The organism is Actinomadura physcomitrii (genome assembly GCF_008923205.2).
In the GTDB taxonomy this organism is placed as follows: domain Bacteria; phylum Actinomycetota; class Actinomycetes; order Streptosporangiales; family Streptosporangiaceae; genus Spirillospora; species Spirillospora physcomitrii.
On record NZ_WBMS02000021.1, the window covers coordinates 95,784 to 122,651 of the forward strand.

At 72.2% G+C, this 26,868-nt stretch carries 22 protein-coding genes and 2 pseudogenes; 13 read left to right on the forward strand and 11 right to left on the reverse strand.

Annotated features, from left to right (window positions below):
* Positions 1-45 precede the first annotated feature (45 nt).
* The 3 genes from tsaB to tsaD are packed head-to-tail and all read left to right on the forward strand — an operon-like array spanning position 46 to position 2,257.
* Positions 46-726, forward strand: coding sequence for a tRNA (adenosine(37)-N6)-threonylcarbamoyltransferase complex dimerization subunit type 1 TsaB (tsaB, locus tag F8568_RS25665; protein ID WP_328601006.1), 681 nt, complete (start codon positions 46-48; stop codon positions 724-726).
* Positions 727-731: 5 nt separating this feature from the next.
* Positions 732-1,226 carry a ribosomal protein S18-alanine N-acetyltransferase gene (gene rimI / locus F8568_RS25670; protein WP_151596291.1) on the forward strand — a complete coding sequence of 165 codons (495 nt, stop codon included), beginning with the start codon at positions 732-734 and terminating at the stop codon, positions 1,224-1,226.
* Positions 1,223-2,257, forward strand: coding sequence for a tRNA (adenosine(37)-N6)-threonylcarbamoyltransferase complex transferase subunit TsaD (tsaD, locus tag F8568_RS25675; protein ID WP_202125331.1), 1,035 nt, complete (start codon positions 1,223-1,225; stop codon positions 2,255-2,257). The genes rimI and tsaD overlap by 4 nt, the downstream gene beginning before the upstream one ends.
* Here tsaD and F8568_RS25680 read toward each other — a convergent pair.
* The 3 genes from F8568_RS25680 to F8568_RS25690 form a co-directional block, all read right to left on the reverse strand.
* Complete coding sequence (locus F8568_RS25680; protein ID WP_151596256.1) at positions 2,247-3,206, reverse strand: phosphotransferase family protein; 960 nt, start codon at positions 3,204-3,206, stop codon at positions 2,247-2,249. The two genes, tsaD and F8568_RS25680, sit on opposite strands and share 11 nt — an antisense overlap.
* 291 nt (positions 3,207-3,497) lie before the next feature.
* On the reverse strand, positions 3,498-5,147 hold the full coding sequence (locus F8568_RS25685; RefSeq protein WP_151596257.1) for an apolipoprotein A1/A4/E domain-containing protein: 1,650 nt from the start codon (positions 5,145-5,147) through the stop codon (positions 3,498-3,500).
* 611 nt (positions 5,148-5,758) lie between these two features.
* Positions 5,759-7,054, reverse strand: a complete 1,296-nt coding sequence (locus F8568_RS25690) for a class I SAM-dependent methyltransferase (RefSeq protein WP_151596258.1) — start codon at positions 7,052-7,054, stop codon at positions 5,759-5,761.
* A gap of 264 nt (positions 7,055-7,318) precedes the next feature.
* Here F8568_RS25690 and groES point away from each other — a divergent pair, with 264 nt between their 5' ends.
* The 4 genes from groES to F8568_RS25710 all read left to right on the forward strand — a co-directional run bounded on the left by groES (position 7,319) and on the right by F8568_RS25710 (position 11,188).
* Entirely contained in the window at positions 7,319-7,627 is a 309-nt protein-coding gene (groES, locus tag F8568_RS25695; protein WP_089314894.1) for a co-chaperone GroES, read from the forward strand.
* An 87-nt stretch (positions 7,628-7,714) separates the two neighbouring features.
* Positions 7,715-9,340: a chaperonin GroEL gene (gene groL / locus F8568_RS25700; protein WP_151542704.1), complete on the forward strand. Its 1,626-nt coding sequence runs from the start codon at positions 7,715-7,717 to the stop codon at positions 9,338-9,340.
* Between the two features lie 337 nt (positions 9,341-9,677).
* Positions 9,678-10,265, forward strand: coding sequence for a sigma-70 family RNA polymerase sigma factor (locus F8568_RS25705; RefSeq protein WP_151596293.1), 588 nt, complete (start codon positions 9,678-9,680; stop codon positions 10,263-10,265).
* The gene (locus F8568_RS25710) at positions 10,262-11,188 is read left to right on the forward strand and encodes a hypothetical protein (RefSeq protein ID WP_151596259.1); all 927 of its coding nucleotides are present in this window, start codon (positions 10,262-10,264) and stop codon (positions 11,186-11,188) included. Before F8568_RS25705 ends, F8568_RS25710 begins: the two co-directional genes overlap by 4 nt.
* A 76-nt stretch (positions 11,189-11,264) precedes the next feature.
* On the opposite strand, the gene F8568_RS25715 is transcribed toward F8568_RS25710, so the two are convergent.
* Entirely contained in the window at positions 11,265-11,654 is a 390-nt protein-coding gene (locus F8568_RS25715; protein WP_151596260.1) for a DUF5319 domain-containing protein, read from the reverse strand.
* Between the two features lie 273 nt (positions 11,655-11,927).
* On the opposite strand from F8568_RS25715, the gene guaB reads away from it, so the two are divergent.
* From guaB to glpD, 3 genes are all read left to right on the forward strand, one after another.
* A complete protein-coding gene (guaB, locus tag F8568_RS25720; RefSeq protein ID WP_151596261.1) occupies positions 11,928-13,424 on the forward strand; it encodes an IMP dehydrogenase in 1,497 nt (498 codons plus the stop codon).
* Positions 13,425-13,674: 250 nt separating this feature from the next.
* Complete coding sequence (locus tag F8568_RS25725; RefSeq protein ID WP_151596294.1) at positions 13,675-14,790, forward strand: GuaB3 family IMP dehydrogenase-related protein; 1,116 nt, start codon at positions 13,675-13,677, stop codon at positions 14,788-14,790.
* 97 nt (positions 14,791-14,887) lie between these two features.
* Entirely contained in the window at positions 14,888-16,624 is a 1,737-nt protein-coding gene (gene glpD, locus F8568_RS25730) for a glycerol-3-phosphate dehydrogenase (RefSeq protein WP_151596262.1), read from the forward strand.
* A 307-nt stretch (positions 16,625-16,931) separates the two neighbouring features.
* Here glpD and F8568_RS25735 read toward each other — a convergent pair whose 3' ends face one another.
* Together F8568_RS25735 and F8568_RS25740 are read right to left on the reverse strand one after the other, a co-directional pair.
* Positions 16,932-17,135, reverse strand: coding sequence for a hypothetical protein (locus F8568_RS25735; protein ID WP_151596263.1), 204 nt, complete (start codon positions 17,133-17,135; stop codon positions 16,932-16,934).
* Positions 17,136-17,472: 337 nt separating this feature from the next.
* Complete coding sequence (locus tag F8568_RS25740; protein WP_236009141.1) at positions 17,473-18,450, reverse strand: TetR/AcrR family transcriptional regulator; 978 nt, start codon at positions 18,448-18,450, stop codon at positions 17,473-17,475.
* Positions 18,451-18,740: 290 nt separating this feature from the next.
* Between F8568_RS25740 and F8568_RS25745 the strand changes: the two genes are divergently transcribed.
* Both F8568_RS25745 and F8568_RS25750 read left to right on the forward strand, forming a co-directional pair.
* Positions 18,741-20,321, forward strand: a complete 1,581-nt coding sequence (locus F8568_RS25745) for a succinic semialdehyde dehydrogenase (RefSeq protein WP_151596264.1) — start codon at positions 18,741-18,743, stop codon at positions 20,319-20,321.
* 2 nt (positions 20,322-20,323) lie between these two features.
* Positions 20,324-22,081 carry a GMC family oxidoreductase N-terminal domain-containing protein gene (locus F8568_RS25750; protein WP_151596265.1) on the forward strand — a complete coding sequence of 586 codons (1,758 nt, stop codon included), beginning with the start codon at positions 20,324-20,326 and terminating at the stop codon, positions 22,079-22,081.
* A 396-nt stretch (positions 22,082-22,477) separates the two neighbouring features.
* Here F8568_RS25750 and F8568_RS48590 read toward each other — a convergent pair.
* From F8568_RS48590 to F8568_RS25760, 4 genes and pseudogenes are all read right to left on the reverse strand, one after another.
* Positions 22,478-22,723: pseudogene (locus tag F8568_RS48590) on the reverse strand (helix-turn-helix domain-containing protein); the annotation flags it as partial.
* A 272-nt stretch (positions 22,724-22,995) separates the two neighbouring features.
* A pseudogene (locus tag F8568_RS48595) lies at positions 22,996-23,163 on the reverse strand (AraC family transcriptional regulator); the annotation flags it as partial.
* Positions 23,096-23,446: a type 1 glutamine amidotransferase family protein gene (locus tag F8568_RS48600; protein ID WP_236009142.1), complete on the reverse strand. Its 351-nt coding sequence runs from the start codon at positions 23,444-23,446 to the stop codon at positions 23,096-23,098. The gene F8568_RS48600 and the pseudogene F8568_RS48595, both read right to left, overlap by 68 nt.
* A 253-nt stretch (positions 23,447-23,699) precedes the next feature.
* On the reverse strand, positions 23,700-24,608 hold the full coding sequence (locus tag F8568_RS25760) for a zinc metalloprotease (RefSeq protein ID WP_151596266.1): 909 nt from the start codon (positions 24,606-24,608) through the stop codon (positions 23,700-23,702).
* Between the two features lie 245 nt (positions 24,609-24,853).
* Here F8568_RS25760 and F8568_RS25765 point away from each other — a divergent pair, with 245 nt between their 5' ends.
* Positions 24,854-25,588: a DNA alkylation repair protein gene (locus tag F8568_RS25765; RefSeq protein ID WP_151596267.1), complete on the forward strand. Its 735-nt coding sequence runs from the start codon at positions 24,854-24,856 to the stop codon at positions 25,586-25,588.
* A 73-nt stretch (positions 25,589-25,661) separates the two neighbouring features.
* Here F8568_RS25765 and F8568_RS25770 read toward each other — a convergent pair whose 3' ends face one another.
* On the reverse strand, positions 25,662-26,672 hold the full coding sequence (locus F8568_RS25770; protein WP_328601007.1) for a zinc metalloprotease: 1,011 nt from the start codon (positions 26,670-26,672) through the stop codon (positions 25,662-25,664).
* Positions 26,673-26,868 lie beyond the last annotated feature (196 nt).

Genomic DNA, 26,868 nt, shown 5'->3' on the forward strand with positions numbered 1-26,868 from the left:
GCTCGAGCACCGTGCAGGGCGGAGTCTGGACTAGGCTTACAACCCGTGCTGGTCTTGGCTTTCGACACCGCGACCGCCGCGATCACGGTGGCGCTCCACGAGTGGGTCCCCGGCGAGGGCGCGCGGCGCCGCGGCCGCGCCGAGGCCGTCGACCGGCGCCGGCACACCGAGCTGCTCACCCCCTCCATCCAGGCGGTGCTGGCCGAGGCCGGCGCGGCCCCCGACGCCCTCAGCGCCATCGCCGTCGGCGTCGGCCCCGGCCCGTACACGGGGCTGCGGGTCGGGCTCGTCACGGCCCGCGCGATGGGCGCGTCCCTGGGCGTCCCGGTGCACGGCGTCTGCACCCTCGACGCCATCGCCTGGGCCTCCGGACGCGGCGAGCCTTTCGCTGTCGCCACCGACGCCCGCCGCAAGGAGGTGTACTGGGCCCGGTACGCCTCGTCCCGCGCGCGCGCCACCGAGCCCGCCGTCGGCCCCGCCGCCGACGTCCTGAACGGCGCGCCCGACGGGCTGCCCGTCATCGGCGAGGGCGCCGCCCTGTACCCGGAGGTGCTCGGCGCGTCCGGGCACGAGCCGCTGCTGCCCACCGCGTCCGCCGTCGCTGAACTCGCCATCGCGCGGCTCGCCGGCGAGAAGGGCCCCGACCTGCTCCCGCCCGAACCGCTCTACCTGCGCAGGCCCGACGCGAAGGAGCCCGGCCCGCGCAAGAAGGTGACGCCCCGGTGACCGGCATGGCGACCGGCGTCGTGCTCCGCGCGATGACCTCGCGGGACCTCGCGGACGTCCACCTGCTGGAGCAGGCGTTGTTCCCCGACGACGCGTGGAGCCCGCAGATGCTCGCCGACGAGCTCGCCGGGCAGCCCGCCACCCGCCACTACGTCGTCGCCGAGGAGCCCGGCGGCGACATCGTCGGCTACGCGGGCCTCGCCGCCGCGGGGAGCCAGGCCGACGTGCAGACGATCGGGGTCCGCGCCGACCGGCGCGGCGCCGGGATCGGCGCGGCGCTGCTCACCGAGCTGATCGACGAGGCGTCCCGGCGCAACGCCGAGGCGGTGTTCCTCGAGGTCCGCGCCGACAACCCGGCCGCGCGCCGGCTCTACGAGCGGTTCGGGTTCTTCGAGGTCGGCGTCCGCAAGCGCTACTACCAGCCCGCCGACGTGGACGCGGTCGTGATGTGCCGCCGCCTGGAGCGCCGCCCGGTGGGCTTCACCAGGGGGAACGGATGATCCGCGAAGAGCCGCTCGTGCTCGGCATCGAGACCTCGTGCGACGAGACGGGCGTCGGCGTCGTGCGCGGGCACACGCTGCTGGCCGACGCGATCGCCTCCAGCGTCGAGCAGCACGCCCGGTTCGGCGGCGTGGTGCCTGAGGTCGCGTCCCGCGCGCACCTGGAGGCGATGGGCCCGACCGTCGAGCGGGCCCTCGCGGAGGCGGGTGTCGCGTTCACCGACATCGACGCGTTCGCCGTCACCGCCGGCCCCGGCCTGCCCGGCGCGCTGATGGTCGGCGTCGCCGCCGCCAAGGCGTACGCGCTGTCGCTCGGCAAGCCGCTGTACGGCGTCAACCACCTCGCCGCGCACGTCTGCGTCGACCAGCTCGAACACGGGCCGCTGCCGAAGCCGTGCGTCGCGATGCTGGTCTCCGGCGGGCACTCCTCGCTGCTGCTGGTCCCGGACGTCGCGGCCGACGTCCGCTCGCTCGGCAGCACCGTCGACGACGCGGCGGGCGAGGCGTTCGACAAGGTCGCGCGCGTGCTGGACCTCGGCTTCCCGGGCGGCCCGGCGATCGACCGGATGGCCCGCGAGGGCGACCCCGCCGCGATCGCGTTCCCGCGCGGCAAGTACAACGACGGCACCTACGACTTCTCCTTCTCCGGCCTGAAGACGGCCGTGGCCCGCTGGGTGGAGGCCAGGGAGCGCGCCGGCGAGCCCGTGCCGGTCGCCGATGTCGCCGCGTCCTTCCAGGAGGCCGTCGTGGACGTCCTCACCCAGAAGGCCCTCAAGGTCTGCAAGGACAACGGCGTCCGCGACCTGCTGATCGGCGGCGGCGTCGCGGCGAACTCCCGGTTGCGGGCCCTCGCCGCCGAACGCTGCGCGGCCGCGGGCGTCCGGCTGCGCGTCCCGCGCCCGAAGCTGTGCACCGACAACGGCGCGATGGTCGCCGCGCTCGGCTCCGAGCTCGTCGCCGCCGGCCTCGCCCCGTCCGACCTGGGCCTTCCCGCCGACTCGAGCCTCCCGATCGAGTCGATCACGGTCTGAGGGCGGCCAGCAGGGCGTCGAGGTAGTCCTCGAAGAGGGGGACCTTCGCCTCGTCGACGATGCGGCCGTCGTCCTCGGGGAGCAGGTCGAGCAGGCAGCGGACGTCCCAGTACGGGTGGTGCTCGTAACCGCCGGAGACCTGGTCGAACGAGGCGAGGAAGCGGTCGGCGACCGGCACGCCGTAGCGCAGCGCGAGGCCGCGGCGCATCCGGGCGACGTCGACCGCGACGGGCCCGGACGAGGCGTCCGACCAGTCGACGACCCCGGTCAGCTTGCCGTAGGACCACAGCGTGTTGTCGGGGTGGTAGTCGCGGTGGACGAACCGGGCGGGCGCGTCGGGGGCGGGCCCGGCGGCGACCTCGAAGGCGCGTTCCCACAGCTGCGGGCGCAGCGCGTGCTTGGGCGGGAGCCGCTGGTCGAGCCGGTTGTAGGGCACGTACGGCGGCATCGTGGACGCGCCGTTCAGGGCGTGCACCGGCAGCAGCGCGGCGGCCAGCTGGATGAGGTACTCGGGCAGGTCGTCGGGGGACGGCCGGGGCGGATGCCCGGTCAGCCGGCTGATCAGCAGCGCGGGGACGTCGCAGTGCGCGCCGGACGGGTCGGCGGCGACGAGCTCGGGGGTCGGGATCTCGCAGCCGGCGAGCAGCGCGAGCGCGGCGATCTCGCGTTCGGGGGAGAACTCGGTGTCGCCGTAGGAGCGGCGGCCGGGGCCCGCGTCCAGGCCGCTGTCGCGGCCGGTCCAGCGGCGCAGCACGAGCCGGTGCGCGCTGCCGGACGGCGTCTCGACGACGAGCGCGTGGTTGGCGTGCGCGGTGCCGCCGGGCAGCGGCCGCACCAGCCGCACCTCGGCGCCCGTGCCGAGGCAGCCCTCCACCCAGCGCAGGGTGGCGTGGCCGGGTGGGGCGCCGGTCGGCAGGCAGGGAACCGGTGTGCGAGTCACGAGATCCATGAAAACGGATTCCGAAAGGTATTGGGCGTGATTTTGCGAAGACGGAACGTAACAAAATGCACGTCATCGCGGGGTCTTGGTGGAGGCCCTCCGGTCATCACGCCGTTTACCGGGACAAACTCAACGGATCCAGTTGAGTATCCGAACCCCTCGGAGCGGGCCGGAGCGGGTCGGGGCGGAAGGACTCCGGGGAGGCGCGACGGGCGTGCGAGCGGGGCCGCGCCGCGACCCCGCCCGCACCGCGCCGCAGACCCCACTCGCTCCGCTTCCAGGGAGCCTGTGCCCCGGCGCTCAGTCCTTGCCGTCCCGGCGCGGGCGCAGCAGCGCCTCGGCCAGCGCGAGCATCGTCTCCTCCAGCGTCGACAGCCGCTTCAGCACGTCCTCGTGCACCGCGTTGACCTGCTTGGACACATCGTCGTGGACGCCGTCGACCTTCCGGCCGACCTCGTCCTCCACCCGGGAGAACCGCTTGGCGAACTCGTCCTGCACCGCCTCCGCCCGGCGCGTCACCTCGTCCTGCACGCCGTCCACCCGGCGGCCGAACTCCTCCTGCGCGCCGCCGACCTGCCGGGCCACGTCCTCCTGCATCCCGGCGACCTGCTTGGCGACGCCCTCGTGGATGGCGCCGACCTGCCGGCTGACGTCCTCGTGGATGTCGCCGATCCGCTTGCCGAAGTCGTCGTGCACCCCTGCGACCTGCCGCGCCACCTCGCTGTGCACGGACTCGACCTGCTTGGTGACGTCGGAGTGCACCGACTCCACCCGGCGGGACACGAGGTCGATCTGCGCGGTGAACTCCTCCAGCGCCGCGTCGACGCGCTTGGCGACCTCCTCGTGGATGCCCTCGATCCGCTTGCTGACGTCCTCGTGCACGTCCTCGAACCGGCGGGAGAACTCGTCCATGCGCCGGGCCACGTCGCTGTAGGCGGTCTCGGCGATCTGCGACATCGTGGCCTTGACCTCGTCGCGGTCCGGCCGGGCGCGCAGCTCCTCGATCAGCGGGTCGACCGCGTCGGCCAGGTGCTTTTCCAGCGCGTCGAACCGGTCGCCGTGGTCCATCGGCGGCCGCCGCGCCAGCTCGCCCAGCACCCGGTGCATCTCGGCGATCTCCAGCGTGGCCGGGAGCCGGCCGATCCGCTCGCCCACGCCGTCGATGCGGCCCTCGATGCTCTCGAACCGGCCGTCCAGGCCCTCCAGCTTGCCCGACACGCCCTCGATGCGCCCGTCGACCCCGTCCAGCCGGCCGTCCAGCCCGTCGAGCCGGCCGCCGACGCCCTCGACCCGCCCGTTGACCGCCTCGAGACCCTGCTCCATCCGCTCGGCCATCTCGCCGAGCGCCTGGTCGACCCGCGCCGTGACGCCGTTGATCGAGTGCTCCAGCCGCTCGGACCGGTGCCCGAGCTCGGCCAGCGACTTGTCCAGCCGGTTGAAGCGGACGGACGCGGCCTCCATGCTGCCCTGGAGCTTGTCCAGCCGCTTGGTCATCTCCTCCATGCGCTGCGACGCCTGCTGCGTGGCGTCGGTGATGTGCTGCGCGGAGTCGAGGACGGCCTGGATGCGGGTCAGGCCCTCGTCGACGTTCTCGGCGACGACGCCGACGTCGGCCCACAGCGCGGGCAGCTCGGCGACCGGCTTGACCCGCTCGCCGAGGCCGTCGATGTGCTCGGCCAGCCCCTCGGCCCACTCGGGGGGCTTGCCGACCAGCTCGTCGACCTGGCCACGCACGCTGTCGAGCTGCCCGGTCAGCCCGGTGAGCTCGCGCTCGCGGACCTCGCGGAGCAGCCACTCCATACCCTCCAGCCGCTGGCGGATCTCGTCCAGGACCTGACCCTGTGAGCGCTGTTCATAGACGTGGTCCTGCGCCGCACGGGCGAGCAACTCCCGCATCCGATCCGAGACCGGTTGACCCCCCGTCTGCAGGAAGTTGTGATTCGTTTCCACCCGATGCTCCTTCGTGTGCCGGACGCGTCGAAATGGCGCACGGCAATGAATCGTGAAGTCGCCACTGTAGTGCGTGTGAAGCGCCGCTATAACGGGTAGCAGAGAACGTCGCGGGTTCTGCGGAATGCGCCTGTTATCCCGATGATGCGAATTGACGGTGATCATCGTTCATAAGGTGATTTCTATGATTCGAGGGCTTCGGGGTGAATGTGGTGTTCGGTTCCGTCGCCGGGCCCGCGCCCGGGCGCCGCCGGAGCGCCCGCGGCGGGGACTCTGTCCGTACATCTCGTCCAACATCGGCAGTTCCCGAGCCGGCCCTCCGGCACGGCGCCCCGGCGGGCGACGGCTCCGCCCCGCACGCCCCCGCCCGGCCCGCCGCCATTCCGGGCCGGCATTCGTGGGCGGCCGGAACCCGATCGCTGAACCTGCCTTGGTGTTTCGCCGTTCGTCGATCCCGCCGCGCCGATTCGGCGGGCCGTCGCGCGCACCTTGCCGGCCACCCGGAAACCCTGGTGAACGCAATGCGGAAAGCGCGAATGATTTGCGCGGCCATGGTGCGTCGCGCGGACGCCCTTGGCGTTCCGGCGCCGCGCGGAAGATCTTTGGACCGTTTACCGGGCGCGGCCCGCCGCGGGCGGGTCGGCGTCCTGCGTACCCGGCCGCCGCGCGGATACCGGCAAGGGGTGCTGGACGGGGCGGGCGAGCAGCGCGACCGGGTCCCGGCCGACCCGCGTCACCACCACCGTGGTCTCGGCCTCGCCGAACCCGGCCCGCCGCCCGCCGAAGCCGAGGTCGCGGCGGAGCCGGTCCACGTCGACCGCGGAGCCCCGCTTCTTGATCGTCAGCACGCCGGTCCCGCGGCGCCGCAGCTCGGCCTTGAGCCGCTTCACCGCGAACGGCAGCACACCGTCGATCTCGTAGGCGGACGCGAACGGCGTCGGGCGCAGCTCGTCGGACGTGACGTAGGCGATGTGCGGATCCGCGAGCCCGCCGCCGACCAGGTCGGCGACCTCCGCGACGAGATGCGCTCGGATGACCGCGCCGTCCGGTTCGTAGAGGTAGCGGCCCCAGGGGCGGACGTCCGGATCGCCCAACCCCGCCGGGACCAGCGTGACCGGCTCCGCATCCGACGGGGCGCCGGGCGGCAGGAGGGTGGCGCGGCGGCCGACGTCCCCGGCGAGGCCGCCCAGCCACAGCGCGGCCTCCTTCACGTCACCGCCGACCGACACCCACTCCGCCTCCGCCCCGTCCGGCACGGCCTCGTGCGGGATACCGGGCGCGACCTTCACGCACGCCGCCGGCGCCCGTCCCGCGAGGCCGAGGACGGCGTCGAGCGGCGGCTCGTAGGAGCGCGGGTCGAAGACGCGGCCCCGCGCCGTGCGGCGCCCGGGGTCGGCGAACACGGCGGCGTATCCGTCCGGGTCCTCCTCCAGGGCGTCGCCTACGCGCACGCGCACGAGGTCGTCCAAGCCGAACGCCGTCACGTTGGCCCTGGCCACCTCTGCCGTCAATGGGTCGCGTTCAACGCCGTCCCCCGTCAAACCCATCCGCGAACGCGCCATAAGGTCGGCACCGATGCCACACCCCAGTTCCAGTACGCGCGCGCCCGCGGGCAGCCCCGACGCGAACCGGCGCGCGCGATGCGCCGCCACGCTCGCACGCGTCGACTGCTCCAAGCCCGCCGGGGTGAAGTACATGCGGCCGGAATCGGACCCGAACTTCGCCTCGGCTCGCCGCCGCGACCGCACCTGCGTCAGTGCTGCCGCGACCAGGTCCGCCCCGTACCGCTCGCGCAGCCGCGACGCCGTGCCGAGCAGACCGGCCTCCGAGATGTCCGCTTCGCCCGCCTCCGCGAGAAGTGCCTGGCCGGCGGGGGTGAGCAGCTCCCGGAACGACGCGATGTCCATGCCTGGACCGTACCGACCGCGGCGCACCGGTGATCCGCGGGTGAACGGGCGGGAACGCCGCGGGCCGTGCCTCCGTGTCCGTGTTGACGGGCCAACGGGCACGGCATAGTCTCACTGACTGGCACTCTCCCCGCGAGAGTGCCAACACAGCGACAAGGTCGGTCTGGCACCCGCGACGACAGGCCGGTCCAGGGTCGCCTCTCTGTCACATGTGCCGGCGGCCGGCCACGGCCGCCGAGGACCAATCGAAGGGGAGGTCAGATCGTGACGACCGCCACCAAGGTTGTTCTCAAGCCGCTCGAGGACCGCATCGTCGTCCAGCCGCTTGAGGCCGAGACCACCACCGCCTCCGGGCTGGTGATCCCGGACACCGCCAAGGAGAAGCCGCAGGAGGGCACCGTCCTCGCCGTCGGCCCGGGCCGCGTCGACGACAAGGGCGAGCGCGTCCCGGTCGACGTCAAGGTCGGCGAGGTCGTGCTCTACAGCAAGTACGGCGGCACCGAGGTCAAGTACAACGGCGAGGACTACCTCGTCCTCTCGGCCCGCGACGTGCTCGCGGTCATCGAGAAGTAATCACCGAGACGTGATGCGCCCGCCCCGGCCCGCGCCGCCCACCGGCGGGGCGGCCGGGGCGGATCGCGTGACATAGGAGTTAACCCCATGGCGAAGATCCTGGAGTTCGAGGAGGACGCTCGCCGGGCTCTTGAGCGCGGCGTCAACGCTCTCGCGGACGCCGTCAAGGTGACGATCGGCCCGCGCGGCCGCAACGTCGTCATCGACAAGAAGTTCGGCGCGCCGACCATCACCAACGACGGCGTCACCATCGCCCGCGAGGTGGAGCTGGAGGACCCCTACGAGAACCTCGGGGCCCAGCTCGCCAAGGAAGTGGCGACCAAGACCAACGACATCGCGGGCGACGGCACCACCACGGCGACCGTCCTCGCCCAGGCCCTGGTCCGCGAGGGCATCCGCAACGTGGCCGCCGGCGCCTCGCCGCTCGGCCTCAAGCGCGGCATCGACGCGGCCGCCCAGTACGTGTCCGACCAGCTCCTCAAGTCGGCCCGCGAGGTCGACGAGAAGGGCGAGATCGCCCACGTCGCCACCATCTCCGCCCAGGACGCGCAGATCGGCGAGCTGATCGCCGAGGCGTTCGACAAGGTCGGCAAGGACGGCGTCATCACCGTCGAGGAGGCCCACACCATGGGCCTCGAGCTGGAGTTCACCGAGGGCCTCCAGTTCGACAAGGGCTACCTGTCGCCGCACATGGTCACCGACCCCGAGCGCATGGAGGCCGTCCTCGAGGACGCCTACGTGCTGATCGTGGACGGCAAGATCTCCAACGTGCAGGAGTTCCTGCCGCTGGCGGAGAAGGTCGCGCAGACCAAGAAGCCGCTGCTGGTCGTCGCCGAGGACGTCGAGGGCGAGGCCCTCGCGCTGCTCGTCGCCAACAAGATCCGCGGCACCTTCACCTCCGTCGCCGTCAAGGCGCCGGGCTTCGGCGACCGCCGCAAGGCGATGCTGGGCGACATGGCCACCCTCACCGGCGGCCAGGTCGTCAGCGAGGCCATCGGCCTCAAGCTCGACTCGATCGGGCTCGAGGACCTCGGCCGCGCCCGCCGCATCACCGTCACCAAGGACGCCACCACCATCGTCGACGGTGAGGGCTCCGCGGACGAGATCACCGCGCGGGTCAACCAGATCAAGGTCGAGATCGAGAACTCCGACTCCGACTGGGACCGCGAGAAGCTGCAGGAGCGCCTGGCCAAGCTGGCCGGCGGGGTCTGCGTGCTGCGCGTCGGCGCCGCCACCGAGGTGGAGCTGAAGGAGAAGAAGCACCGCCTCGAGGACGCCATCTCGGCGACCCGCGCGGCGATCGAGGAGGGCATCGTGTCCGGCGGCGGCAGCGCGCTGGTGCACGTGGCCAAGGAGGGCTTCGACACCCTCGGCCTGTCCGGCGACGAGGCCACCGGCGCGGACGCGGTCCGCCGCGCGCTGGTCGAGCCGCTGCGCTGGATCTCCGAGAACGCCGGCCAGGAGGGCTACGTCGTCGTCTCCAAGGTCCAGGACCTGCAGGCCGGCCACGGCTACAACGCCGCCACCGGCGAGTACGGCGACCTGATCGCCCAGGGCGTCATCGACCCGGTCAAGGTGACCCGCTCCGCCGTCACCAACGCCGCGTCGATCGCGGGCATGCTGCTCACCACCGAGGCGCTCGTCGTGGACAAGCCCGAGGAGGAGGAGCCGGCGGCCGGCGGCCACGGGCACGGCCACGGGCACGGCCACTGATCATCCGATCTCGGCGGGCGAGCGGCTCGCCCGCCGCGGAGATCACCGAGGCCCCCGTCCGGAACCGGACGGGGGCCTTCGCCGTCCCGCCGTCCCGCCGTCCCGCCGGTGGCGGTTCCGGCACTCTGCGCGCTCGGATGACAGCAATGCGTGGTATTTTCGGGCTCGTCCCCGCACTGTGACCATTCCGTTGCCGACGACAGTGGCGACACGCCCGGCGGTGCTGGGCATCATGCTTGACGTGACCGAGGGAAGCTACGCCGGGACCATGACCGCGCGCGCTGTCGAACCCTCGGGGGGACCGGCCCCTCCGCCGCGCCACGACACCGGCCGCCGCATGCGCGTGCTCCGCGCGGCGAACGAGGACGGCGGCGACCTCCGGGAACTCGCCAACCTCGCCGTCCAGGGCGACCCGGGCGCGATCGAGGTGCTCATCGGCGAGGTCCGCCCGATGATCGTGCGCTACTGCCGGGCCCGCCTCGGCCGGGTCTCCGGGCAGTACCACATCGCCGACGACGTGGCCCAGGAGGTCTGCATCGCGGTGCTGTCGGCGCTGCCCCGCTACCGCGACATGGGACGCCCCTTCGCGTCCTTCGTCTTCGGCATCGCCTCGCACAAGATCGCCGACGCGCTGCGCAGCGCGGTCCGCGCGGCCGTGCCCACCGAGGACCTGCCCGACGGCCCGGACGACCGCCCGGGGCCCGAGGAGACCGTGGTCCGCTACATCGAGGCGCAGCGCGCCCGCGACCTGCTCACGCGGCTTCCCGACCACCAGCGCGAGCTGGTGCTGCTGCGCGTGGTGGCGGGCCTGTCGGCGGAGGAGACCGGTAATGTGCTGGGCATGTCCGCGGGGGCGGTACGGGTCGCGCAGCACCGGGCCCTGGCCCGGCTCCGCGCGATGGCCAGAGAGGAGTCGATCGCTTGACGGAGCGGAGCCCTGGCGCCCCGGATCCGGTCGGGCCTTCGAACTCCGGCGCGGCCCGCGAGCCGGGGAACCGGCCGCCGGCCCCGGCGGTCACCCTGCTCGCCGACCTGGGCGCGGTGCGCCGTACCGACGCGATCATCGACGCGCTGGCGGCGCGGCGCGCTGTCGGCTCCACCGCCCGTTCGGCGGCTGACCGCGCGGTGGCCGACCGTGCGGGAGGCGAGCGCGCCGCGGCCGATCGGGCCGCCGCCGAGCGCCTTGCCGCCGCCGGCGGCGACGAGGCCGCCGCCGACCCCGCCGTCCGGCTGCTGCGGGCGCTGATCGCCGACGTCGACGACCAGGACCCCGGACGCGGAGCCGCCGGCCCGCCCGACCCCGGTCCCGGGACGCCGCCGTCCGCACCCGGGCCCAAACCGCGCCGCCGCGGCCCCCGCACCATCGTCGCCCTCGGCGTCGCCGGCGCCGTGCTGGCCAGCACCGGCGTCGCCGCCGCCGGCGGCGGTGCCACCGAGCGCGCCGCGGCGGCCCCGCCCGCGGGCAGCGGCGCCGGCGTGTCCGGCCCCGCTGAACGGCACGCCAAGGACACCGACGCGGGCACCCACGCCGACTCGCGTCCGCTGCCCTCCGCCCCGGCGGCGCCCGCTCCGGACGCGGACCGTCCCGCCGCCAAGGCACCCGCCACCGGCGACCCCGGCCGCCAGGACTTCGACCGCATCAAGCGCCACCTCGAGAAGTTCATCCCCGGCGCCGACCGCCCGCACCGGACCGCGCCGCGCCGTCCCGGCACACCGCGCTCGGCCCCGGCGATCCGCCCGGACTTCCCGTCGGCCCCGTCCGACGACGACACCCGCCGCGCCATCGACGACATCCGCAAACGCGCCCGGCAACGCCTCGACCAGTACGGAACCCCCGACCCGGACTGACCCCGCGGCGCCCCGATCGCCTGCCAGAGACCGATCGATCACCGCCCGGCTTACCGGAAATCCCGCCCGGCGGCGGTCAGTTCTCGTCCCGGCCCTCTTCGCTGTCGATCACGCCGTCGACGTAGCCGCGCGCGTACTCCCAGCTCACGTAGTCGACGGGGTCCGGGGAGAGGGCGGGCTCGTGCACGCGCGGGAGACCCTGGTCGAGCAGGTGGCGCAGGTTGCCGTGCAGCAGATCCCAGTCGATGTAGTGCAGCTTGCCGCAGTCGGCGCAGTCAACGGTGAGGCCGCGGACCCCGAGCGGCTCCAGCAGCGCCCGGAAGACCTCCAGGTCGGCGAGGTCGGCCAGCACGTCCTCGCGCTCGGCGACGCTCAGCGGCGCGGCGTCCTCGCCGGGGTCGCCGAGCGACGCCGCCGGATCCTCCGGGTCTCCGGCGAACGGGTCGAGCGGGGCATCGTCGTGCACACTCTTACGCTACTGCGCGCCGCACCACCTGGTGCACCCCCCGGTCCCTTCTGTGCGCGAACAATCACTCTGCGTGGCCGCGACGAGGTCCGCCGGGGCCCGCGGCGCCCGTCCCGCGGGGAATGCGGGCGCGTCCGGTACGCGTTACGCGGTGTCATCAAGGCCACGTGCCCGGTGTCCGCAACAGCCCGTCCCGGCGCGGGACGACGGCCTAACATGGGGACAGGGTCGCCGTGACCTGGCCGTATACCGCCACCACTACGGAAGGCAACCATGAACCCCGCCGCCGAGCCCGCCAAATTCCTCCCGCAGGGCCTGACCTTCGACGACGTGCTGCTCCTTCCGGGCTATTCGGACCTGCAGCCGGGGGAGGCCGACACCACGACCCGGCTGACCCGGGAGATCTCGCTGCGGATCCCGCTGGTGTCGGCGGCGATGGACACGGTGACCGAGGCCCGCACGGCGGTCGCGATGGCGCGGCAGGGCGGCATCGGCGTGCTGCACCGCAACATGTCGATCGAGGAGCAGGCCGGCCAGGCCGACCGGGTGAAGCGGTCCGAGGCCGGGATGATCACCAACCCGGTGACGTGCCTGCTGGACGCGACCCTCGCCGACGTCGAGGAGCTGTGCGCCCGCTACCGGATCTCTGGCGTGCCGGTCACGGACGTACGCGGCGTACTGGTCGGCATCGTGACGAACCGCGACATGCGCTTCGAGACGGTCCTGTCCCGTCCGGTGCGCGAGGTCATGACCCCGATGCCGCTGGTCACCGCGCCGGTGGACGTGTCGCGGGACGAGGCGTTCCGGCTGCTCGCGGGCAACAAGGTGGAGAAGCTCCCGCTGGTGGACGCCGACGGCCGGCTCAAGGGCCTGATCACCACCAAGGACTTCACCAAGAGCGAGCAGTACCCCGACTCCACCAAGGACGCCGACGGCCGGCTGCTCGTCGCCGCCGCGGTCGGCGTCGGCGAGGACGCGATCAAGCGCGCGCGGGCCCTCATCGACGCCGGCACCGACGTGATCATCGTGGACACCGCGCACGGCCACTCCAAGGGCGTCGCCGACACCGTCGCCGCGATCAAGTCCAACGCGCCCGTCCAGGTCGTCGGCGGCAACGTCGCGACCTACGCGGGCGCGAAACTGCTGGTCGACGCGGGCGCGGACGCGATCAAGGTCGGCGTCGGACCCGGCTCGATCTGCACCACCCGGATCGTCGCCGGCGTCGGCGTCCCGCAGCTCACCGCGATCTCCGAGGCGGCCCGCGCCGCCAAGGAGGCCGGCGTGCCGGTGATCGGCGACGGCGGCCTGCAGTACTCCGGCGACATCGCCAAGGCGCTCGTCGCGGGCGCCGACACCGTGATGCTCGGCAGCCTGCTCGCCGGCGTCGAGGAGTCCCCCGGCGAGCTGATCTTCGTGCACGGCAAGCAGTACAAGTCGTACCGGGGCATGGGCTCGCTCGGCGCGATGCGCAACCGGGAGCGCGGCGCGTCCTACTCCAAGGACCGCTACGCCCAGGCCGACGTCTCCGCCGAGGAGAAGCTGATCCCCGAGGGCGTCGAGGGCCAGGTGCCCTACCGCGGCCCGCTCGCCAACGTCGCGCACCAGCTCGTCGGCGGCCTGCACCAGTCCATGTGGTACGCGGGCACCCGCACCATCCCCGAACTGCAGGAACGCGGCCAGCTCATGCGCATCAGCCCCGCCGGCCTGCGCGAGAGCCACCCCCACGACATCCAGATGACCGTAGAAGCCCCCAACTACCAGGGTCGCTGACCCCCGCAGCACGCCCCGGCTCCAACACGACCCGGCTCCAACACGGCCCGTGCGGTGCGGCCCGTGCGACACAGTCCGTTCAACACGGTCCGTGCGGCGCGGCCTGCGCGGCGCGGGGTGTGCGGGGCGTTCCGTCCTGGTCGCGGGGTGCGGTGCGACCTGCCGTAAGCTCTTGCGGGGCTTGTTCGCGCCGCCGGCGGGAACAGCACGCTTGTCCGCGAGGTGGAGGAAGGGCGCAGTGGCTGCTGAGGTGGAGATCGGCCGGGGCAAGAGCGGCCGGCGGGCGTACGCCTTCGACGACATCGGCATCGTCCCGTCGCGCCGCACGCGCGACCCGGAAGAGGTCAGCGTCGCCTGGCAGATCGACGCCTACCGGTTCGAGATGCCGCTGGTCGTCGCGCCGATGGACAGCGTGGTCAGCCCCGCCGTCGCGATCGCGATGGGCCGGATGGACGGCCTCGCCGTGCTCGACCTCGAAGGCCTGTGGACCCGCTACGAGGACCCCGAGCCGCTGCTCGCCGAGATCACCGAGCTGGACGACGCCCGCGCCACGCAGCGGCTCCAGGAGATCTACACCGCGCCGATCCAGGAGGAGCTGATCGGCCGCCGGATCCAGGAGATCCGGGACGCCGGCGTCACCGTCGCCGCGCGGCTGTCCCCGCAGCGGACCGCGCAGTTCCACAAGGCCGTCATCGACGCGGGCGTCGACCTGTTCGTGATCCGCGGCACCACCGTGTCCGCCGAGCACGTGTCCGGGCGCGCCGAGCCGCTGAACCTCAAGCAGTTCATCTACGACCTCGACGTCCCCGTCATCGTCGGCGGCTGCTCCACCTACACCGCCGCGCTGCACCTGATGCGCACCGGCGCCGCCGGCGTCCTCGTCGGGTTCGGCGGCGGCTCCGGGCACACCACGCGGACCGTCCTCGGCGTCGCCGTCCCGATGGCCACCGCCGTCGCCGACGTCGCCGCCGCCCGCCGCGACTACATGGACGAGTCCGGCGGACGGTACGTGCACGTCATCGCCGACGGCGGCATGACCAACAGCGGCGACATCGCCAAGGCGTTCGCCTGCGGGTCCGACGCCGTCATGGTCGGCTCCCCGTTCGCCCGGTCCAGCGAGGCGCCCGGCCGCGGCTACCACTGGGGCAGCGAGGCCCACCACGGCGACGTGCCGCGCGGCACGCGGCTGCGCCTCGGCACCATCGGCTCGCTCGAGCAGATCCTGCACGGCCCCTCGCACGTCGCGGACGGCTCCATGAACCTGATCGGCGCGCTGCGCCGCGCGATGGCGACGGCCGGTTACACGGAGTTGAAGGAGTTCCAGCGGGTACAGGTCGTGGTGGCGCCGCGCCGGTCCACCGACTGAGAGCGACCCCACGCCGAATCGGGCGTTTCCTGGGTGGACCCGACCCTACTGTTGGGTAGGTACTGCGTGTGAACGAACCGATCTGGGGGGAATCGCGATGACGGGATCACCTGTGACCGGCCTCGGCAGCTCACGGCTCGGCCCCGCCGAACGGGCCGCCGCGCTCGACCGGATGGGCCGCGAGGAGTTCGACGTCGTGGTCGTCGGCGGCGGGATCGTCGGGGCCGGCGCGGCACTGGACGCGGCGACCCGCGGTCTCACGGTCGCGGTGGTCGAGGCGCGCGACTTCGCGTCCGGGACGTCGTCCCGGTCGTCCAAGCTGATCCACGGCGGGCTGCGCTACCTGGAGCAGTACAACTTCGACCTGGTCCGCGAGGCGCTCACCGAACGCAGCCTGCTGCTTCAGCAGATCGCGCCGCATCTGGTCCGTCCCGTCCCGTTCCTGCTGCCGACCACCCACCACGTGTGGGAACGCGCCTACTTCGGCGCCGGCGTCGCGCTCTACGACCTGCTGTCGCTGCAGATGGGCATGTCGCGGGGCGTCCCGCACCACCGGCACCTGACGCGCCGCGGCGCGCTGCGGCTCGCGCCGTCCCTGCGCAAGGACGCCTTCACCGGCGCCATCCAGTACTGGGACGCGCAGGTCGACGACGCCCGCTACGTCATGACGGTGCTGCGGACCGCCGCCGAGTACGGTGCGCAGATCGCGTCCCGCACCCAGGTCCTCGGCTTGCTGCGCGAAGGCGAGCGCGTCACCGGGCTGCGCATCCGCGACCTGGAGGGCAACACCACCAGCGAGGTCCGCGCGAAGCAGGTCGTCAACGCCACCGGCGTCTGGACCGACGACATCCAGGAGCTCGTCGGCGGACGCGGCCAGATCCACGTCAAGGCGTCCAAGGGCATCCACCTCGTCGTCCCAAAGGACCGCATCCACTCCTCGACCGGGATCATCCTGCGCACCGAGAAGTCCGTGCTGTTCGTCATCCCGTGGGGACGGCACTGGATCATCGGCACCACCGACACCGCCTGGGACCTCGACAAGGCCCACCCCGCCGCGTCCAAGGCCGACATCGAGTACGTCCTCGACCACGTCAACGCCGTCCTGAACACCCCGCTCACCCACGACGACGTCGAAGGCGTGTACGCGGGCCTGCGCCCCCTCCTCACCGGTGAGACGGAGGAGACGTCCAAGCTGTCCCGCGAGCACGTCGTCGCCCACCCCGTCCCCGGCCTCGTCCTGGTCGCGGGCGGCAAGTACACCACGTACCGCGTCATGGCGAAGGACGCGATCGACGCCGTCGCCCACGGCCTCGACGGCAAGATCCCCGAATCCTGCACCGACCGCGTCCCGCTCGTCGGCGGCGACGGCTTCCAGGCCATGTGGAACGCCCGTCACCGTCTCGCCGCCCGCTCCGGCGTGCACGTCGCTCGCGTCGAGCACCTGCTGCGCCGCTACGGCACCCTCACCGACGACCTCCTCGAACTCATCTCCGACAAGCCCGACCTCGGCAAGCCCTTGAGCGGCGCGGACGACTACCTGCGCGCCGAGGTCGTGTACGCCGCCAGCCACGAGGGCGCCCGGCACCTCAACGACGTCCTCGCCCGCCGCACCCGCATCTCCATCGAGACGTGGGACCGCGGTGTCGGCGTCGCCCAGGAGGCCGCCGACCTCCTCGCCCCCGTCCTCGGCTGGTCGAAGAAGCAGCGCGACCGGGAGATCGAGTACTACCGCAAGCGCGTCGAAGCCGAACGCGCCTCCCAGACCCAGGACGACGACCAGGAAGCCGACGCGAGCCGCCGAGGCGCCCCCGACATCGTCCCCACGGCCATCTGACCACCCTCAACCACACGGGCACTGCAAGCCCCCACGCTTGCAGTGCCTCGCGCCCTGCCGCCACGAGAACCCCCCCCACGAACAAACCCGCAAACCAAACCCGCGCCCTCCCACCCCGCATGCACGCCGCCCATGCACGCCGCCATGCGCGCCGCCCGTGCGCGCCGTCCCACCGCGCGGCCCGGTCGCGCCAGCGCGCCGCCTCACCGCGCCGACCGTGGGGGAAATCTCTCCGAGCGTGGAAGTTGATTTTGGCAAGTAGGTGATCGGTAGGTAGGTCATTCATCGATTCCGGGGGGATTCGAAGTCATGACCGTGATCGAGGGGAATGGGAGTGTTGCCCAGGCTGGTCGGCGGGTGCGGCTGGGTTGGTGCCGACGCCGGCCGGGGTCTTGACCAGCTGCACCAGCATGCTGCCCTCGCCGGTCGGCCGCAGCCACCCCGTCCCGTCCTTCGAGCGCTCCAGCAGCACGTCCAGCATCTCGTCGCCCAGCAGCTCCCGGATCGGCACCTCCCGGCCGGCGTTGGACGACCTGCGCGTGGCCGTGTCGGGCGAGCGTGGTGGTCGAGCTGGTCAGGCGACGGTGCATCGACCTTGAGGGCCGACCTGTTGCGGGCAGGGTCGGCCTGACCGGTCCCAGCGGGTGGGCTGGGACCGGTCAGCCAGGTCAGCCGTCGCTCTGCCGCCTGCTCTGGAGGGCCAACGGAGTCGTTTGGCCGCTGTGTTGAGCGACGGTATCGGTCGGACCGCCGGTCGGCCGCTTGGCTGTCGTGCCGGTCGCGCCGAGTTGGTATCTCATCCGAGCCGGCTGGTCGGCCGGCTCGGGGAGGCCGGGCCGGTCGGCGGGTCAGCTGGCTGCTCGGCCCAGCATGAGGTCGATGCCGGTCGAATAGAGGTCGGCGGGGACACGGTCCGGATCGAGCAGGTGCTGGAAGGCCAGGCCGAAGTCCAGCGCCATCGCCAGGGCCGCGCGCTCGGACGGGGCGATGCCGTCCACATCGCGCAGCTCGCTGGCGAGGTGGGCGCGGCGCTCGGCGTACCAGTCGGCGATCCGCCAGCCCGCCGCGTAGTCGCGCATGCCGTACAGCCAGAACTCCACCAGCAGGAGCGCGAGCCTGCGGGCCGGGTCGTCGGAGCCGTCGCGCGAGGCGTTGCGGCCGGCGCGCTCGGCGGCGCCGCGCGCCTGGTCGGCGGACCGCAGCTCGTCGCAGACGTCCGTGCCGAGCCGGTCGCTGGTGAAGCGCTCGAGCAGGGCCAGCAGTAGATCCGTCTTGCCGGCGAAGTTGGAGTACACCGCTCCCTTGGTGAGCCCGGCCGCTGCGGCGATGTCGTCGAGCGAGGCGCCGTGGATGCCGCGCTCCGCCCACAGGCGTTCGGCGGCCGACAGCAGGGCGGTCCGTGTCTGCTCGCGGCGCTCCTGCCGCGCGTTCACCTGGCCTGGCCGTCCCGACCCGCGGGCGGGAGGCCGGCCTTGGCCGGCGTCTCGCCGGAGTGTTCGCTGCTCCGTGGCGACGGAGCCGCCGCCGAAGCCGGAAGGCGGTGTTCCGCCCGGCATGCCCGGCGGCATTCCGTTCTCCGGCTCGCCGGTTCTGGCGGCGGGGACGGTGGTGCGCGGGGACGCACCGTTGCCGAGCTCGCCGGGGCGGGTCGTCGTGGCGACCGCTCCGCCGACGGGTCCGTCCGGGAGCGTGGCGGTTCCGGCCGTGGTCTCTGTGGGGGGTGCGGACGGGCTGGTGCTGCCGCCGCTGGGCGGGCGCGGGGAGCGGGGGTCGCTCGCGTCCGTCGGGTCACCCTCGGGCCGTAGGTCGCCGTGGGCGTCGTTCATGTGCTGTTCCCTCCGCTGCCGTGGGCGCGCGTCCACGACGCTCCTGACGCGCGGCAGCGAACGTCCGGGAGCGGCGAGATGGGCGCCGGATTCTCCTCCTGTTCTCGGAATACACCGGTCGGACGCGGTCAGTCCCGTAGTTGCGCAACTCCGCCGGGGTTGGAACGGTCCGTTCGGTGGACGGTTGTCAGTGCCGGACTAAGAAACCCCTGGAAGGTGGGGCATTTCACGGCAAGTCCGCTGTTACCTGCGGGTAGCCAAAAATGGCCAGGGGGTCATACCCTGCCTGCATGGCATCCCCGACGGTCCCTGCCAAAGGCGAGGCAGAGCACAAGCTCCCGCAGTCCCTGATCGACCGGCTGGCCTCCCATGTCGCTTCGGGCGGCGCCGAGACGGTGACGATCCCCAGCCCCTTCACGGGCGAGCCGCTCGCGACGGTCCCGCTGTCCGGGGCCGACGACGTCCGGGCCGCCTACGAGCGGGCCCGCGAGGCGCAGCGCGCGTGGGCCGCCTTGCCGGTGAGCGAGCGCGTCAAGCCGTTCCTGCGGCTGTCGGACGCGCTGGTCGACCGGCGCGAAGAGATCCTGGACATCATCCAGCTCGAGACCGGCAAGGCCCGCCGCCACGCGATGGAGGAGTTCCTCGACGTGGCGCTGTGCTCGCTCTACTACGCCCGCCGCGCCGCGAAGCTGCTGAAGCCGCGCCGCAGGCAGGGCATGATGCCGGGCCTCACCCGCGTGCAGGAGCTGCGGCACCCCAAGGGGGTCGTCGCGCTGATCTCGCCGTGGAACTACCCGTTCGCGCTCGGCGCCAGCGACATCGCGCCCGCGATCATGGCGGGCAACGCGGTGATCCACAAGCCGGACACCCAGACGTGCCTGTCCAGCCTGTGGGTGCTGGACCTGCTGGTCGCGCTCGGGCTGCCGCGCGACGTGTGGCAGATCGTGGTCGGCGACCCTGGCGAGATCGGCGACCCGCTGATCGACAACGCCGACTACGTGTCGTTCACCGGCTCCACTCGCGGCGGCAAGGCGATCGCCGAACGCGTCGCTCCCCGGCTGGTGTCGTACTCGCTGGAGCTCGGCGGGAAGAACCCGATGATCGTGATGGCGGACGCCGACGTCGAGCGGACCGCGCGCGGCGCCCTCCGCGCGTGCTTCACCAACGCCGGGCAGCTGTGCATCTCGATCGAGCGGATGTACGTCCACGAGGACATCTACGACCGGTTCGTTCCGCGCCTCGTCGAGCTGGTCAAGGGCATGAAGCTCGGCACCGGCCTCGACTTCGAGGCCGAGATGGGCTCGCTGACCTACCAGCGCCAACTGGACGCCGTGACGCGGCACGTCGACCAGGCGGTCAAGGAGGGCGCGACCGTCCTCGCCGGCGGCAAGGCCCGCCCCGACGTCGGCCCGCTGTTCTACGAGCCGACGCTCCTCGCCGACGTCAACGGCGACATGGACCTGTGCGCCGCGGAGACGTTCGGCCCGGTCGTCGCGATCTACAAGTACCGCGACGAGGACGAGGTCGTCGCCCGCGCCAACGACACCGCCTACGGGCTGAACGCCTCGGTGTGGACGAAGAAGCCCGCGCGGGCGCGCCGCCTCGCCGCGAGGATCCAGGCCGGCACCGTCAACATCAACGACGGGTACGGCGCCGCCTACGCGTCCTACGACTCGCCGATGGGCGGGATGAAGCAGTCCGGTGTGGGCCGCCGCCACGGCGCCGAGGGCATGCTGAAGTTCACCGAGGTGCAGACCGTCGCGAGCCAGCACATCATGGACCTCGAGCCGCCCGGCTCCGTCGGCTACGACAAGTTCGCCGACGTCATGGCCACCGGCATCAAGCTGATGAAGAAGCTGCGGATCAAGTAAGGATGGCAGTGAAGCGGGACTATGACGTGCTCGTCGTCGGGTCGGGGTTCGGCGGGAGCGTGTCGGCGCTGCGGCTGACCGAGAAGGGGTACAAGGTCGGCGTGATCGAGGCGGGCCGCCGCTTCGACACCGCCCCGTCCGCTGCCCCCGGTGCCCGGTACCCCGCGCTGCCGAAGACGAACTGGCGCGTCTCCCGCTACCTGTGGGCGCCCGCGCTCGGGCTCACCGGCATGCAGCGGCTGCACCTGATCCGCGGTGCGAAGTCCAGCCGGGTCCTGGTGATGGCCGGCGCGGGCGTCGGCGGCGGATCGCTCAACTACGCCAACACCCTGTACGTGCCGCCCGCGCAGTTCTTCCAGGACCGCCAGTGGGCGCACATCACCGACTGGCAGGACGAGCTCGCCCCCTACTACGACCAGGCCAAGCGGATGCTGGGCGTCGTGGAGAACCCGACCACGACCGAGGCGGACAAGGTCATGAAGAAGGTCGCCGACCGGATGGGCGCGGGCGGCACCTTCGTCAAGACCCCGGTGGGTGTCTACTTCGGCCGTGGCGCGGGCATCGAGAGCGGCGACCCGTTCTTCGGCGGCGTCGGCCCGCGTCGCCGCGGCTGCATGGAGTGCGGCGAGTGCATGGTGGGCTGCCGCCACGGCGCGAAGAACATGCTCACCGAGAATTACCTGTACCTCGCCGAGAAGGCCGGTGCCCGGGTGATGCCGCTCAGCCGCGTGACCTCGGTGAAGCCGCTGGCGGGCGGCGGCTACGCCGTCGAGATCGTGCGGACCGGGTCGTTCGGGCGCAACCGCAGGACGCTCACCGCCGAGCAGGTGGTGTTCGCGGCCGGCACCTACGGCACGCAGAAGCTGCTGCACAAGCTCAAGAGCACCGGGCTGCTCCCGCGCCTGTCCGAGCGCCTCGGCGTACTGACCCGTACCAACTCCGAGGCCATCCTCGGCGGCGGCCGCGCCAACGGCGCGCCCGGCCCGGACTTCTCCAAGGGCGTGGCGATCACCTCCTCCTTTCATCCGACTCCCGAGACCCACATCGAGCCCGTCCGCTACGGCCGCGGGTCCAACCTCCTCGCCGGGCTGCAGACCCTGCTGATCGACGGGGACCGGCCCGGCGAGCGGCACACCCCCCGGATCCTGAAGTTCGCGCGCGAGGCGGTGCGCCGCCCCCGTGACCTGATCCAGCTCTTCGATGTGCGGCACTGGTCCGAGCGGACGGTGATCGCGCTGGTCATGCAGTCCCGGGACAACTCGATCACGCTCCGCCCGAAGAAGGGCCCGTTCGGCTGGGACGTTCGCGCGTCCGCGGGGCACGGGGAGCCGAACCCCACCTGGATCCCCGAGGGGCACCGGGCGACCCGGCTGATCGGCGAGGAGATCGCCGGGATCGCCGGCGGCACCTGGGGCGATCTGTTCGACATCCCGATGACCGCGCACTTCCTCGGTGGCTGCGCCATCGGCGACTCCGCCGAATCCGGCGTCATCGACGCCTACCACCGGGTGTACGGACACCCCGGCCTGCACATCGTGGACGGCTCGGCGGTCTCCGCCAACCTCGGCGTCAACCCGTCCCTCACGATCACCGCGCAGGCCGAACGCGCGATGTCCTTCTGGCCCAACCGGGGCGAGGCCGACACCCGCCCCGAGCTGGGCGACACCTACCGAAGAATCACCCCCGTCCTTCCCAAGAATCCCGTCGTTCCCATGGACGCTCCAGCGGCACTCCACCTTCCCATCGCCGAGATCACCTGACCGGTCCGCGTTCCGGTTCGTCCCCGCCTCCGCACCGGAACGCGGCCGGCACTTCGTGGCAGGCCCACCGCGTCCCATGCTCACGCCCCGACCACGACCGGGGAAGTAGAACGTCATTCTGTGGATAAACCCGCTGACGCTGCCGGGCGGAAGCCATGCCGGCCGTCCGCCCAGACCGATGCGGCCTTGAGTTGCCGCAAGCCGGGCCATGACGCGTGCCGAGCGGTACCGCCCACCAGGAGTCACGCGTCGCGGTGCTGAACGATGCTTAACCGCCCACTCCCGGCGGAGTGACCCTTTCAAAGGTGGTGGCGAGGCCGCCGGGTGCCGGCGGCAGGCTGGCCCTGTGCCGGGCGCTCGGGGGCGAGTTGGGTGCTAGGCGCAGGTTCGTCTTGATTATCGGGGTGCGCCAGCGGGGATGGAGAACGTTCGCCTGTAGCTGCTCGGGGTCGTGCCCATCTCGTCGGCGAAACGGCGTCGGAAGTTGGATGTGTCCGGGAAGCCAGTGGCGGACGCCACGGACTCGATGGTCGCGTCCGTCCGCTCGAGCAATGCGCAGGCTGCCTGGATGCGGCGCCGCAACAGCCATCGGCCGGGTGTCTTGCCGAGCCGCCGCTCGAAGAGGCGCGCGAGGGTGCGGGGCGAGACGGCGGCCTAGGCGGCGAGTTCGTCGACGTGGATCGGCCTCTGCAGGTTCGCCTCGGCCCAGTCGAGAGCAGGGGAGAGAGCACTCGTCCGGCTCCGACGTCGGTGCGCGGCGGGACGCGGGAGTACGGGCGTTGGCCGCCGTTGCGGTGCGGTAGAAGCACCATGTGCCGCGCGATGTCGTTGGCGTATGCGGCACCGAAGCCGCGGCGGACGAGGTGCAGCGCCAAGTCGATCGCCGCGCCGGTGCCTGCGCTCGTTGCGACGTCACCATGGTCGACGTACAGCGCATCCGGTTGGACGGTCACGCCGGGATAGCGCCGTGCGAGTTCGTCCGCCATGCGCCAGTGGGTGGTCGCGGTACGGCCGTCAAGGAGTTTCATAGCGGCGAGTGCGAACGCGCCAGAGCACATGCCGACGATGCGGGCCGCGTTCATGGGCCTGCCTCACGGCGCGGGCGAGCCGTGAGGACGGGTGGGCTTTCCGGTCGGGCCAGCCGCTGACGAACACGGAGTCGGCCTCGGAGAGGATCTCGAGACCGTGCTGGACGAACATGCGGTAGCCCGCCTTGGCCGCCAAGGCGCCCGGCCTCTCGGCGCAGGAGCGAAACGAGTAGCGGGTCTCGACGCCCGGGTGGTCGATGCCGAAGACCTCGGCGAGGCCTCTCAGCTCGAACGTCGACTGGGGCGGCGTGACCAGCGCAGCGACGCGGTGGAGCATGGCGGCAGGGTAATCCTGGTTCGCGACTATTCAGCCACTGGTCCCCTGGGCACCCGACGGAGATCGTGGAGGCATGAGCAATGACAACACCGTGAGCTGGGCGGGCACATGGCGCAATCAGTACGGGTCGACGCTGGTCATCGCTGATGATGCCGACGGGGGATTGCGCGACACCTTCACACGCGTGTGACGTCGCGGAAGGGGCGTGCCCGGCGCCGGAGGGGGTGGGTCTCCGGCGCCGGGACGTGCCGGGTCAGGCGCGGTAGGCGGCCCACTGGTCCTGCATGCGCTGGGTCTGGCCCGGCGTGAACTGGTACATGCAGGAGTCGTAGCTGTAGTCCATGAAGTTGTGGATGGGGTCCAGGCCCGAAGAGGAGCAGGTGTCGCGGCCTGTGGGGCAGCCCGAGGCGGGGCTCTGCTCGGCGGGGGTGTCGGAGACCCGGTCGCCCTGGCCGCTGCAGCCGCCCTGGAACGTGTGGTACAGCCCCATCCAGTGGCCGACCTCATGGGTCGCCGTGTCGCCCTCGTTGTAGTTGGTGAGCGGTCCGCCGGGGAGGCTCTGGTAGTGGATGACGACACCGTCCATCTTGGGCTGGGAGCGGTAGTCGCTGGGGAACGTGGCCCAGCCGAGGAGGCTGTCGCCCAGGTCGGCGGTGTAGAGGTTGAGATCCTGGGCGCTTCCGGTGTGGAGCGCGTTCTTCATCGCCGTCTCGTTGCCCTCGGGGTCGGAGAACCATGCCGCGTTGTTCGTCCGCTTGATGGAGGCGAGGGTGAAGGAGACGCCGCTCGGCGCGTAGGCGTCGTTCAGGACGTCGAGCTGCTCGTTGAGCGTCGCGTCGGACAGAGAGCCCGTGCTGCCGCTGGTGATGACCTGGAAGTGCACCCGGACGGTCATCGCGGCGGCGGCCTTGAGGCGGCCGGACGTGGCGACCTGCCCGAGACGGTCGTGGAAGTCCTTCTCCATCGCCGTGACCTTGGCGGCGCCGGGCTGGTGCCGTTCCGTGGCGTGGGAGCCGGCGCGGACGCGGGCCTGTGCGGCGGCCGTCTCGGAACTGCACTTCGCGCCCGGGACGGGAGCGGACAGGGCGGGGGCGGCCGCGGGCGCGTAGGCGGTGAACGCGGCGAGCATCCCGATGGCGGTGGCGATTCCAGCGCGTTTCATGGAACTCCTTGGGGGCGGCGCGTCCGGTGGGGCGCGCGGGGGAGCGGAGTCATCGCTGGAACTAGGGTGATTGGCGACAAGGGGCGCGTCTTTGGCAAATCTGGACGAATAGGGACGGGAAATGCTGAATGCGGCGCCGTAGCGCGAGCGGCGGATCGTCGGACCGGCGGGGTGGCGTGGCCGCCGGATCGCCGAGCCTCCGGCGTCCGCGCCGGAATGTCGGACGGACGGCGTAACGTCATCCCATGAACGCCGGGGACGAGGCCGAGCGGATCCTGGGCGAGCTGCGGGCCCAGGCCGATCCGGTGCGAGCCGACAGCGAGAGGCGCTACCTGAAGAGCGACCTCGCGCACATCGGAGTGCCCGTCCCGGCGCTGCGGAAGGTCGCCCTCTCGGCGGTGAGGGTACGGCCTGCGCGCCATGAGCTGCTCGGGCTCGTGGACGCGTTGTGGACGGCGACTGACGACGGCCGTCCCGTCCACGAGGCCCGTATGGCCGCCGTGGAAGTGCTGGCCAAGCGAGTGGAGTCGCTCGAGCCCGGCGACCTGGCCGTGGCCGAGCGCCTCATTCGCGACTCGGAGAGCTGGGCACAGGTCGACCATCTCGCCGAGAAGGTCGTCGGCCGTCTGGTCCTCCGCCACCCCGGCTTGGGCACGGCGCTGGACGCGTGGGTCCGCGATCCCTACATGTGGATAAGGCGCACGTCGCTTCTGGCGCTACTACCAGGTGTCCGCGCAGGAACCCCCGACCTGGACCGCCTCACCAGATACGGGGACATCCTCATAGACGAAAAGGAGTTCTTCATACGCAAGGCGTTGGGATGGGTGCTACGAGAGCTGTCGAAGAAGGATCCGGACTGGGTGACGGCATGGGTGGAGCAGCACATCGCCCACGTCTCAGGTGTCACGATGCGCGAGGCCGTCCGCCGCCTGCCGGCTCCTGAAGCCGACCGCTTGCTCGCCGCCTACAAGACCCGCTGAACCCCTCTCCAGCCAGGCGGGAGGGGCATGCCGGTTGGGTGGTCCGCGGATCTGGAGGGTGTTGGCGGGGTGGTCAGCGGCGGTAGGCGGCCCAGACTTTGTGCAGGCGGGCGCCCTGGCCGGCGGTGAAGGAGGTCATGCAGGTGTCGTAGCCGTAATCCATGAAGTTGTGGACGGGGTCGCTGCCGGGCGCGGGGCAGGTGTCCTTACCGGACGGGCAGCCGTTGGTGGGGTCACGCTCGGCCGGGGTGTCGGAGACCCGGTCGCCCTTGCCGCCGCAGCCGTCCTGGAACGTGTGGTACAGCCCGAGCCAGTGGCCGACCTCGTGGGTGGCGCTGAAGCCCCGGTTGAAGTTGTCGATGGGGCCGCCCGGCATGCTGCCGTAGTGGATGGTGACACCGTCCATCTTGGGCTCGGACTTGTACTTCCACGGGAAGGTCGACCAGCCGAGCAGGTCTCCGCCGATGCGGGCGCTGTAGAGGTTCAGCGTCCCCTTGCCGCCCTTGCGGAGCTTCGGCTTGTAGGTGCCCTCGTAGCGTTCCGGCTCGTCGAACCAGGCGGCCCTGTCGGTGCGGCTGATCGCTTTCAGGTGGAACGTCACGCGGGTGTTCGCGCCACCGTACCGGCCGCCGTAGGACGCGTTCAGCACGCTGATCTGCCGCTTGACCACCGAGGTGGGGACGTTGCCGGTGGAGCCGTCGTGCAGCACGTGGAAGTACACCGGCACGCTGATCTCGCCGGCGGCGCGCAGGTCGGTGGGGGTGGACTGGTCGTCCGGGCGGTCCATGGCGCCGAGGCCGAGGCTCCTGAGGGTCTGGCCGAGGCGCTGTTCGACGTTCGCGGACTCCGAGGGGGTGAGGGCGTTGCGCTCCCGCACGTGCGCGTCGGGCCGTCGCAGCCGGGCGTCCGACGGCGCCGCGCAGGCGTTCGGCGCGTCGGGCCGGGCCGGCGCGGCGGCGCGCGACGCGTCCGCGCGCGACGCGTCGGGGTGTGCTCGCCCGGCCGTGGCGCTCGCGCCGGCCGGACCGGACGGTACGGCGGGGACGAGGGCGGCGATGAGGGCGGCGGCGGCGAGCAGCTTCACGACACTCCTAGGGGAGGACGCTGAATGCGTACGGACAGCGACTGGACACAGGGCGTTATCAAGACGTATCAGAGAGAAGTCCTGCTGCGCGTGTGATCAAGGTAAACGGATGCCGACCGTTTTCGGCCAGTCGCCCAGTGTGACCGGCGTGGCACGGGCGCGCGCATCGGCCCTGGATACCGCCCCGTAGACTGGA